This is a genomic window from Oleiphilus sp. HI0061 (genome assembly GCF_001635675.1).
Genome location: NZ_LWFE01000391.1, coordinates 1 through 11,517, shown reverse-complemented (window position 1 = coordinate 11,517; position 11,517 = coordinate 1). Strand labels below are relative to the sequence as shown.

10 protein-coding genes are annotated in these 11,517 nt (G+C 44.8%); all 10 read left to right on the top strand.

Going from position 1 to position 11,517, the window contains the following annotated elements:
* Positions 1-158: 158 nt before the first annotated feature.
* The 10 genes from A3735_RS05385 (at position 159) to A3735_RS05340 (ending at position 11,491) form a co-directional block, all read left to right on the top strand.
* The gene (locus A3735_RS05385; protein ID WP_068513298.1) at positions 159-560 is read left to right on the top strand and encodes a hypothetical protein; all 402 of its coding nucleotides are present in this window, start codon (positions 159-161) and stop codon (positions 558-560) included.
* Positions 561-625: 65 nt separating this feature from the next.
* Complete coding sequence (locus tag A3735_RS05380; RefSeq protein WP_068513296.1) at positions 626-1,222, top strand: DUF2796 domain-containing protein; 597 nt, start codon at positions 626-628, stop codon at positions 1,220-1,222.
* Positions 1,191-1,964: an ABC transporter ATP-binding protein gene (locus tag A3735_RS05375; RefSeq protein WP_231875572.1), complete on the top strand. Its 774-nt coding sequence runs from the start codon at positions 1,191-1,193 to the stop codon at positions 1,962-1,964. Before A3735_RS05380 ends, A3735_RS05375 begins: the two co-directional genes overlap by 32 nt.
* Positions 1,961-3,223: an FtsX-like permease family protein gene (locus tag A3735_RS05370; RefSeq protein ID WP_068506879.1), complete on the top strand. Its 1,263-nt coding sequence runs from the start codon at positions 1,961-1,963 to the stop codon at positions 3,221-3,223. Before A3735_RS05375 ends, A3735_RS05370 begins: the two co-directional genes overlap by 4 nt.
* A 10-nt stretch (positions 3,224-3,233) precedes the next feature.
* Complete coding sequence (locus tag A3735_RS05365; RefSeq protein ID WP_068506877.1) at positions 3,234-3,791, top strand: DUF3299 domain-containing protein; 558 nt, start codon at positions 3,234-3,236, stop codon at positions 3,789-3,791.
* 416 nt (positions 3,792-4,207) lie between these two features.
* On the top strand, positions 4,208-5,872 hold the full coding sequence (locus A3735_RS05360) for a cation diffusion facilitator family transporter (RefSeq protein WP_068506876.1): 1,665 nt from the start codon (positions 4,208-4,210) through the stop codon (positions 5,870-5,872).
* Positions 5,873-5,897: 25 nt separating this feature from the next.
* Positions 5,898-6,797, top strand: a complete 900-nt coding sequence (gene hflC, locus A3735_RS05355; RefSeq protein WP_156499423.1) for a protease modulator HflC — start codon at positions 5,898-5,900, stop codon at positions 6,795-6,797.
* Complete coding sequence (gene hflK / locus A3735_RS05350) at positions 6,781-7,671, top strand: protease modulator HflK (RefSeq protein WP_068506873.1); 891 nt, start codon at positions 6,781-6,783, stop codon at positions 7,669-7,671. Before hflC ends, hflK begins: the two co-directional genes overlap by 17 nt.
* Before the next feature lie 170 nt (positions 7,672-7,841).
* Positions 7,842-9,725: an alkaline phosphatase PhoX gene (locus A3735_RS05345; RefSeq protein WP_068506871.1), complete on the top strand. Its 1,884-nt coding sequence runs from the start codon at positions 7,842-7,844 to the stop codon at positions 9,723-9,725.
* A gap of 86 nt (positions 9,726-9,811) precedes the next feature.
* A complete protein-coding gene (locus tag A3735_RS05340; RefSeq protein ID WP_068506869.1) occupies positions 9,812-11,491 on the top strand; it encodes a hypothetical protein in 1,680 nt (559 codons plus the stop codon).
* Positions 11,492-11,517: the final 26 nt, after the last annotated feature.

The window sequence follows — 11,517 nt, the reverse complement described above, 5'->3', positions numbered from 1 at the left end:
TATTAATAATGCAAATGATAATGATTATCATGAAGCATTGCAATAGAGGTGTTATGACGGGAGAATTATCTGCTGAGGAGCCCCTCGTTGGTCGGCAGGGGGCTCCATGCCCAAATATCAAAAGTTGAATTGTTGTAGTGTTTGTTTAGAATGCTGGCATGACTAAACCCTTGCGTGCTTTATTTCACTACTTCCTGGCCCTTACGATGCTCTTTGCATCGAGCTTTGCCATGTTCCATGCAAGTGAACATCTTCGTTTGGATAATCCCGCGAAGCACGTGGAGAGCAGCTTTGCACCTTACCTGCTAAGTCATGACGATCATGTTCATCATCAGCATTCCAGTGGTTCTCAAGACCATGAGGAGCTTGCTACTGAGCATGCATTTGAGTCTTTGTGTGAAGCTTGTCTGATTGTTTCTTCCCTTACTGGCTGTGTACCGAGTGATGTCTTTTCCGGTTTAGTCTCTGTAGGCCTTAGCTATAAACGGCCCGGTCAGCAGGATGAATCAAACCATACACACCTTAGCTTTCTCGCTAGAGCGCCACCTTTTAAGGCTTAGTTTTTATTTCTAAAGTCTTATTATTTTATTGTGCGTCAGCACAGCGTTTTAATGTGGAGTTATGTATGAAGAACTACCTGGTTCAGTGTTTATTTGTTTGTTTAGTTATTTCCCTTTCTAGTCGTGTAGCGATTGCCTTTGAAGAAGAGCATGAAGCCCATGAACATGGTCATGCAACATTGACGGTGGTTCAGGAAAAGGACGAGTTGCAGATGGTGTTTAAGTCACCTGCGATGAATATTGTTGGTTTTGAACACCAGCCTAATACCGCTGAACAGAAGGCAAAAGTCGAAGCAGCTGAGGGCATTCTTAAAGATGCTAAGCGCTTATTTCAATTGAGCTCGAGTGCTGGTTGCGAATTGGAGCATGTAACGGTTTCTTCTGCGCTATTGTCAGGAGCGCATAAGGGGCATGATGACGAGCATCATGAGGACCACGATGACGAGCATCACGATGAACATGATGATCACCACGAAGCATCACATAGTGAGTTTGAAGCTGAGTATCATTTCGAGTGTAAAAATATCGCGGCACTGAAAGATGTAAAGGTTAGCTTGTTTGAACTCTTCAATTCTCTTCAGGAGGTTGAAGCACAGGTTATTTCAAGCGCAGGTCAGAGCTTACAGGAGCTTGATCACCGTAAAACGAGTATTACGTTCTAATATGGATGCTAAACAAGTACTGTTGAAAGTAGACAACTTACGCTTCCGCTGGCCTTCGGGCCAGCGGGATGTTCTCGATATCCCCAAGTTTGAAGTGCTTAGTGGCGAAGGTGTCTTTATTAAAGGGGAGAGTGGTACAGGGAAGACGACCTTGTTAAGCCTTATAGGTGGGATCAACCTACCTGATGCGGGTTGTATCGAGGTTTTGGGGACGGATATTAGCAAGCTGCGTCAGAGCCGGCGAGACCACTTCAGAGCTGATCATATAGGCTTTATCTTTCAGCTTTTTAACCTGATTCCTTATTTGTCGGTAATTGAAAATATCACACTGGCATGTAAATTTTCTAAGTTGCGTACTCAACGAGTATTAGCAAAGTCGGGCAGCCTGGAAGAGGAAGCTTATCGCTTGTTATCGCAGCTTCAGCTAAATGATCGCTCCATGCTGACACGAAAAGTATCTGATTTGAGCGTTGGCCAACAGCAGCGTGTCGCCGCCGCCCGGGCCTTGATTGGCTCGCCGGAACTCATTATTGCCGATGAGCCGACCTCTGCATTGGATGCCGATACACGTGAACACTTTATTCAGTTACTACTAGAAGAGTGTAAGCAAAGTGGTGCGACCATATTGTTTGTTAGCCACGATGCTGGCCTGGAAGCCGCTTTTGATCGCAGTATTCAGTTAGGCGAACTCAACCGCGCTTGCGAACAGTCTTCAAATAAAGGGCAGGAGGCCGTGTTATGAATTGGGCACTGCTGATGAAGCTAACGCTGAAAAGTATCCTCAACCGGAAATTTACCAGTGGCTTAACCTTGTTTAGTATTTGTATCAGCGTTTTTCTATTACTGAGTGTCGATACGGTGCGTAAAGAGGCTAAGCATAGTTTTACCAATACGATTTCAGGCACAGACTTATTAGTCGGCGCGAGAAGTGGTTCGGTGCAGTTGTTATTGTATTCCGTTTTTCGTATTGGCAATGCAACCAACAATATCGGCTGGGATAGTTATCAAAAAATCTCTTCACACAAGTCGGTTGCCTGGGCTATTCCAATTTCACTTGGGGACTCTCACAAAGGCTATAGAGTGATGGGCACCACGCAGGATTATTTCAAACACTACCGCTTTGCTGATGACAGAGGGCTGGACTTCGAGCAAGGGAAGCACTTTGACGGGGTTTATGATGCGGTGATTGGTGCTGAGATTGCGGAAAGCTTAGGCTATAAAATTGGTGATCAGCTGACCTTGGCGCACGGTGTTAACGATACCGGGTTCTCCCGGCATGATGATAAACCTTTTATACTAACTGGCATACTTGCCCGCACAGGCACGCCTGTTGATCGAACGATTCATGTTAGTTTGGAAGGTATTGAAGCATTACATATTGATTGGCAGTCGGGTACACAATCTCGGAACAAGGTCACTGCAGAACAAACGCTAGAAATGGATCTTCAACCAAAACAAATCACGGCATTTATGCTGGGCTTAAAGTCGAAAATGGAAATTTTCCGTATCCAGCGAGCGATAAACAAATACAAAAAAGAACCCTTATTAGCTGTATTGCCAGGCCTTGCTTTGGGGGAATTGTGGCAGTTAATTGGTGTGGCCGAAAAGGCTTTGCTGATTATTGCAGTCTTCGTTTTATTGAATAGCTTCGTTGGCTTATTAACGGGTATTCTTAGCAGTTTAAATGAACGTCGGCGCGAAATTGCGATTCTCCGTTCTTTAGGTTGCCGGCCGAACCAGATATTTGTACTGCTGGCCTCAGAGTCCTTGCTGTTTGCAGTGCTTGGGTGTGCGCTAGGGTTGGCGGTATTTTTCGGTGCTGTATTGATGAGTCAATCCTTATTGCAAGGCTATGGCTTAACGATATCGCTGACTAGCTTCGGTTCTGAGCAGCTTGCCTTGGTGGCAGCGGTCGTCGGTATGAGTTTGTTAATCGGCTGTATACCGGGCTATCGAGCCTATAAACAATCTTTAGCTGACGGCATGTCGATCAAACTTTAGGAGAAAGTAAATGAAGCTACTAAGAGTGCTTTTAGTTGTGTTGCTTGTTGTCTCTCCGCTTGCTTTTGCAATAGGGAAAGACACGTATAAAGAGATATCCTGGGATGATTTAATGCCCGAAGGTTGGGAGCCTCCGGTGCCACAAGAGCAGGAGTTTTTCGAAGGAGAGTCTTTCGAAAGCGGCGCCTTTGAAGGTGAGTCATTCGAGGGGCAGGCTTACGATGGGGACCTAAACCCAATACCTGCTCAGGTTCAGGAGCCTGCACCAGTCGTGAAATCTCTTGATCAACAGAAACTCAAGATTCCGGGTTATATTATTCCTCTCAAATTCACCGCTGACTCGGTGTCGGAATTCTTGCTGGTACCCTATGTAGGAGCTTGCATTCATGTACCGCCGCCTCCTGAAAATCAGATCGTTTATGTGACTTTAAAAGAGCCCTTAATGACTAGTGAATTTTGGACGCCTGTCTGGGTAAGTGGGGTAATGAAGGCGAAGTTGTCGATGACTGAATTTGCGACTGCGGGCTACCACATGACTGATGCCATCACCGAGGTTTATGAGTATTAAATAGATATTTAGGCCCAGAGTAAGAACGCCAGTTTTTACTCCGGGCGGTATGGCACTTACTTAAACTGAATTTCACTTTTTTACAGTGGGTGCCTAGAAAAACATTATTCCTCTGTGCAGCAAAGCGCTCTGTGCCCTCTGTGGTTAAGGGCCTTAATCTTGAAGATCAAGACACCAAAAATGAATCCACCACAAAGGACACAGAGCGGCCGATGGTCTGCACGGAGAAAACCAAAAGAAGGGCCCTTAAATGAATGGCTCTTATTTAATCTGAATTGCACCCTATAGATAAACATGTATTCAGATTGAAAATATGCTTAAGCAAGTGCCGTTCTACTCTGACTCCAAATAAACTGACACAAAATTGTCACATTTAGTTGAGAGACTCACCTTCTCTTTTGAACTAGGTGACCCTCTTGTTTTCAGATCGACGAATTCGTACATCGTTAATCGCTATTGTTGCAGACTTGATATTAACGGCCATCAAGTTAGTAACATCGTGGATAACAGGCAGTACAGCGCTACTTGCTGACGCTTATCACTCCCTGTCTGATATTTTGGTCTCGCTTACCTTACTTTGTGGCATCTGTATTCGCGTTTCTGTCGAGAAAGGGCGCTTATCCATTTCTGAAGAAAAAGCGCATCAGCTGGAATCTATTCTGGCGATCATAATGTCCTGCTTGATTCTTTACGTTCCGGTAGAAATTATTCAGGAAATAAAATCCCAAGAGGCAGAAGATTTACAACATTTATGGGTTGGCATCGTAGGTATATTGTTATGTATAGCGATTGCTTGGTTAATGTCTCGTTTAAAAACCTGGGTAGGTAAAGAAACTAACTCCATGGCTCTGGTGGCGGATGGTTATCATAGTCAACTCGATGTATTTTCTTCAATTGCGGTCTTGCTTTCATTGATAGGTACAATGATAGGTATCTACCTCGATGAGATTGTCGCAGTGATTATTGCTGTGATGGTTACGATAGCCGGCCTTGAGCTTTTGATTTCGGGTATTAAGAGTTTGCTTACCGGTGCAGAGCTGAAGCAAGTATCGTTGATGGATAAACTGATGGATATGCCGTCGGTTCAGCACCTCCAGCATCATTCTAAACAGCTTAGAAAACCTGCAAACCTGGCGATATTTGCTGCATTGCTGGGCACTGCATATTTACTGAGTGGCTTTCGTATAGTGCCTCACGGGCACGTTGCCTATGGCCACCTCCTGCATCATTTTGATAATGAGCACTTGTCTCCAGGTTTATACTATAAGGCTCCTTGGCCGCTTGGAGGGCTAGTCATTCTTCAAGACCGTAATATTTTGAGTGTTGATACCGATAGTGCCCGTAAGAATATAGAGCAAGAAAGTTCTGTTGCCAGCGGTCTGTGGCAAAACAAAATTGATGGAAAAAGTCCTCAGGTGAAAGGCGAAGGAGAGTTCTTCCTAAGCCGTGATGAAAACCTGGTCGATATTAATCTAAAGCTGCACTTCTCGCTGGAACCTTACCATCAGTTGTTGCTCGATCCGGCAGTTCAAAAGGATATCCTTGGCGGCTATGCAGAATCTGCTTTGCTTACGCTTGCGGCAGAGAACGAGTACCTGACTTTACTTAATGGGCCGAGAAAGCCTTTAGAGAGTCGACTAAATAAGCTGATACGTGAAGACCTATCTGCTTCCGGTTTGGAGCTTCGTTACATTCGCTCTCATATCCAATCTATTAAAGCTCCTCCTAGTGTCGTCGATTCGCACTGGAAAAGATTCAATGCTTATCAAAAGATGCTAAAGGCTAAATTGAGTGCTGACTCCAAAAGCCAGGAAGATTTGGCGAATGCCAATGCAAAAGCCTTAGGAGAAGTTAATCGGGCTCAAGCAACGAAGGCAGAACAAATAGAGCGTGCCGAGGGAGATATCAATCGATACTTGCCTTTGCAAAGTTTATTTCAGAGCCAAACCGAAGCGCTTCATTATCAGAGCCGTCAAAATAACTTAGCAAAACAAGTTCAGGGTAAACAACTTACTGTGATAGACCCAAAGATTTCCAATCAGCAGCTTCGATTATGGTTACCGCAAAACGATCGTCGCTAACTTTCTAATACATGAGGTTAAGAGTGTGAAAAGAGTTTCCTGGATTCTTGGAGTCCTGATAATCATGGGCTACCTGCTGACGACTTGTCTGGTAGTGGTGAAAGAAAATGAAGCTGCCGTCATTATGCAGTTTGGGAAACCTGTTCGCACCATCACTCAAGCAGGGCTAACGGTTAAATTGCCTGCGCCTATTCAGACCAAGGTATTTATGGATAAGCGAATGCAGTTACTTAAGCTACCTGCATCTGAATATGTGACAAGCGATCGTCGAAATTTAGTGATTCAGAGCTTCGCTTTATGGCGAATTTCAAAGCCTGAGCTTTTTCTGGGTAGTTTGCGTAATCTCGAAGTCGCACAATCGAGGCTGACCGATCTGGTGACGTCTAATATTGGTGCTGCAATAGGTCATGCGACCTTGAGTGGCATATTCTCTACAAGGCCTGACAAATCCAGTTTGCGAAGCATATTTGAGGAAATTACTGCAAATAGTGCTCCGGTTGCCTTACAGGATTACGGTATTGAAGTGCTTGCTATTCGCCCGAACCGTTTTGGTTTCCCTAGGCAAAATGTTCAGGCTATCTATGACCGTATGATTGCAGAGCAAAAACGTATTGCTGCTCGCTATCGTGCCGAAGGTACTGAAGAGGCTGAAAAAATTAAGGCTGAATCTGAACGAGAGGTACGTGAGCTTTTGGCTAAAGCGCATCGAGAGTCGCAAACCATGTTGGGTGACGGGGAAGCCAGAGCAACCGAAATATTTACCGAGGCTTATGCCCAAGACCCCGAATACTATCAGTTTCGAAAAAGCATGGATTTATACAAAGACATGATGGGCAACGATACGACCTTGGTTCTATCTAGTGAGTCACCACTCGTCCAGCGCTTGTTGGAGAGCCCCGGAGCGTCAGATGCATATGCTAAGTGATTTAAGAAATATACTCGCATCAAATAAGCATGTCTTGTGGGTGATCTTTTTAGGGCTCTTGCCGTTGATATATCTCTTAAGTGGCTTTTACTCTGTAGGGCCTGAGCAGCGTGGAATATTATTGCGATTCGGAAAGATAGTCGACGATCAGGTCTTGCCTGGCATGCATTATCATTTACCTTGGCCCATGGAGACGGTAGAGAAGATACAGGCGACTTCGGTACGCTCAATGGAACTGAACATGGTGGAGGAAACATCGGCGCCAATTCAGCGGGAACTGACAACGGGTGATCAGAACTTATTGGAGGTCAGTCTGATACTTCAATATACCATAGAGGAGCCTGGCATCTTTCGTACGCAGGCGCTCGACCCTGAAGCGCTGCTATTTGAAGTATCATCCGCTGAGGTGATCCAATATATCGCCAGCAAACCAATTAACGACTTGTTAACAACGGGTCGAATTCAATTTCAAAGCTATCTAAAGAACTCCATTCAACAGCAGGCACGGGACTTGAATTTAGGTATCAGGTTGACTGCGATCCAAATTAAAAAGCTGAAGCCTCCCGGTTCTATTAAAAAGAATTTTGATCAAGCAACGATCGCGAGAACGGAAAAAAGAAAAAGAGTTCAGGAGCAGAAAAGCATAAGAAACTCTAGAATGGCTCAAGCGCGAGGTGAGGCCAATGCCTTGCATCAATCTGCCAAAGCGACAATCGAAGAAGAAATACAGAAAGCCGAAGGTGCCAGTGCCAGCTTTATTAGTAATCTGAACGAATACCGCAAGAACCCAGACTGGGTGATGCAGCAATCTCGCTTAATAACGCTTAAGTCTCTATTAAGTGAATCTCGACTAATTGTGGTGCCCGCGTTATAGCGCTATAACGCAAGTGGCGCGGTGCGTTTTTATGTGGTTTTTCTGCTCTATATTTATGAAACCGTATTTTTTAATTCACATAAATGTCACTAAACTTTCACTTCCGCTCTGCAAACTTTCGCATGCAAAAAACATCTATTCTAAGATTTTTTATTTGAGGAAGAGTTACGATGAGTGTGAGTTCTAAGTTTACAAAAAGACCTTTAGTGTCGGCCATTTTTCTTGCAACCTTAGCGCTAGCAGGCTGTGAAGATGGTGATGATGGTGAGGCGGGTGCTGCAGGTGCAGCTGGTGTAGCAGGTGTTGATGGAACGAATGGTACTGATGGTACTAACGGTACAGATGGCGCTGATGGTGCAGACGGTAGCGATGGTATTTCTAACTATATTCCTATGGGGCTAAAGCGCTATGCAACAGCGCCAGTTGGTGCAGAATTCACCGGTATGTTCTTAAATACTGATGGCACATTATTCTTAAACGTACAGCACCCAAGTTCTTCAAATACAACTGCTGACGCAGACGGCAAGATTTTTGACAAGGGCACTGTAGGTGTTGTTGTTGGTGAAGACTTCAATAACTTCCCGGCTAACTTTGCTGCCTTGGATGCGCCAATTGCAACTGCTGATAAAGAAGTGGTTATGACAGCAACAGGTCGTTATCAAGTTCTTGCTCAGCAAGAAGATACTTTGGTCGATGGCAATGAGATGGGTGATATTCTTGCTGCCGATGGCACGACTCTGATTAAGAGCTCTAATGATCCGGATTTTAACGGTGTTATCTCTGACGGCGGTACAGGCTTCTACCTATACACTAACTGGGAAGACCGCCCAGGAAGCATGAGCCGTATGAACCTAAGCAACCTTGGCGCAGATGAGACGGGTTACCAAAATATATCTCTTGAAGGTATGTTAGATTTCTCTTCAGTTGATGGAACGTGGGTAAACTGCTTCGGTACTGTCAGTCCTTGGGGCACGCCTTTGACAGCAGAAGAGCTTTACTTTGATGACACGGCTGATTGGTTTGATGAATCATATCAATACTTCAGCAACCCTCAATCACTTGCTCAGTACTTGGGTTACCCAACTGACGGTTCTGGTGCATGGCCAAACCCGTACAAGTATGGCTACATTGTTGAAGTCGGTACGTCTAGCACTGCTGCAGACCCAGCGCTTGCAAACGTAGAACTAAATAAACTTGAGCTTCAAGGCCGCTTCTCTCACGAAAACAGCGTAGTGATGCCTGGCCAGAAAACAGTATTCTTGAGTGATGACGGAACGGGTGTTGTGTTCTTCAAGTTTGTTGCTGATGCAGCAGGTGATATGAGCTCTGGTACTTTATACGCTGCGAAAGTCACTCAGACGAATGGTGTTAGCGATCCTTCTGAAGCTGCTTTTGCAATTGAGTGGATTGAGCTTGCGCACGGTGCTGAAGCTGATATCGAAGCTGCAATTGCTGAATATGATGTGGGCACACTTGCTAGCCCAAGCTATATTACTGATCAGCAAATCAATGATTGGGCTGAAGCTAAGCTTTCTCAGGATCTAGATGGCAGCGGTTCTGTTGCAGCTGATCCCTTTACTGATGACCGTCCTGCGTTCCTAGAGAGCCGTAAAGCAGCTGTTGCTTTGGGCGCGACGGGTGAGTTCCGCAAGATGGAAGGTGTTGTTATCAACTATGGTCTTGCAGATAACTGGTGGAATGCTGGTGCTGCTGATGGTGATCAGGCTTACATGTATATGGCTATGTCATCATTTGACAAAACAATGGCTGATGATGAAGGTGATATCCAGCTAGACGGCACTCACGGCCCATGCGGTGTGGTATATCGTATGACCTTGAAAGAAAACGCTGGCAACGTAGACGTTGATACTATGGTTCCTGCAATTGTGGGTGGCCCATACTACTCTGATCGTGATGTGAATGAGTGTAGTATTAACAATATCTCTAACCCGGATAACCTAGCTGTAATGGACGACGGTCGTCTATTGATTGGTGAAGATACTGGGAATCATGAAAACAATGTTATCTGGGTATATGAAGATCCAGCACTGTAGTTTTCATTAAGTTAGTACTCTAAGAGTACTGCAAGGGGAGGGCGAATTGTTGCCCTCCTTTTTTCTCAGACACTAAAGAAATTCTTATGAAATATATTAACCTATTGGCCTTACTTGTTCTGATGAGTGCTTGTAGCAGTGATTCGAATACGAGCAAGAACAACACACAAAATGACCCTGATGCTGAAACAGAGCTATTAGCGAGTCTTAATTTCCCGACAGAGATTAATGAGGGAACATCAGGTCAGCTTCGTGCGACGGAAGATGGCATTACCTATAACAAAGAAGCGATTGTCCCTCCTCAGTGTTATACCAAACATGAAGCAAAGCACAATCCATGTATGGCTTGTCACCAGACACATCCTTTTGGCTCCAGCACAAACTATATGGCCGATGGCTTATTACAGGCAGAATATGCTTTCTCTGATGTTGGGGTGACCAATCATTGGAAGAACTTGTTTGAAGATAAGACTGAAAAGGTTGGTCAGATCTCAGATCAAGAGGTTATTGATTACATTAATACGGATAACTACACGCCTTTAATTGAGCAATTAGAAGCAAGTTCGGATTGGGAAGGCCCTATCCCAAAACTTGTAAATTTACAGCAAGGCGCAGATGCTTTTGACGACGAAGGCATTGCCAAAGACGGCAGCTACTGGGTCGCATTTAATTACAAACCTCAACCTAGCACCTTTTGGCCAACAAATGGCTCTACAGATGACGTAATGGTGCGCTTACCTGAAGAGTTCAGAGCGGCTGCCGAGAGTTGTACTAACGATACCAGTGCTTATTCACGAGATACTTATTTAGCTAACCTTGCGATTATGGAAGCGGCGATTAAAAACCTGGATTCAGTATCCTTGCCACAAGTTGATGAGCGCGTATTTTGTACCGACTTGAATAATGATGGTCACCTTGGTGTGATTTACGAAATAGATAGACCCGCTTTCTATGTGGGGCAAGCGTCTGATGTAGCGGTCGTACCAATGCTTTACCCTGAAGGTGTTCAATTCCTTCATACTGTTCGTTATGTAGGCGTGTCAGCTGATGGTGATATAGGTGTGTCACCACGAATGAAGGAAGTGCGTTACATGCGCAAATTCAAATTGTTTGATGAGCCTGATTTGATTTCCATGTATGGCAACGAGCGACAAGAAAAGATTGATGAAATATTGCCGAAGTATATCAATCGTGGTGATCATGGGCTTGATAACAGCTTTGGTTGGATGATTCTGGGCTTCATAGAAAATGCCGACGGTTCAATGCGTAGACAAAGCTATGAAGAACATAACTTCTGCATGGGTTGTCATACCTCGATTGGCAGTACGATAGATCAGACTTTTGCATTTCCACGGAAGGTTACAGGCTCTGAAGGTTGGGGCTATATTAACTTGAAGGGCATGAAAGATGCGCCGGTAATGGGTGATACCGAAGGTGAAATCCTGGACTACCTAAAGCGAGTTGGTGGTGGTGATGAGTTTCGTGAGAACGGTGAAATGCTAGAGAAATGGTTTAATGAAGACGGGACAGTTAAGGAAGAAGAGGTGGTTGCCGCCGATGTATATGAGCTGCTAACGCCTTCTGTTCGTCGAGCACTTGATTTAAACAAAGCCTACATGACCATTGTTGCTGACCAGGACTTTATCCATGGTCGAGACGCGAACATTACGCCGGTGACAAATGTTTATAAGGAAGTGGATCCGGATACTGCGCCGACGCTACCAGCAGATAAACAGCGTATGAAAGATATTCGTTTGCAGTGGTAAGTGGCATATGAAATGAGAAGGGGGCT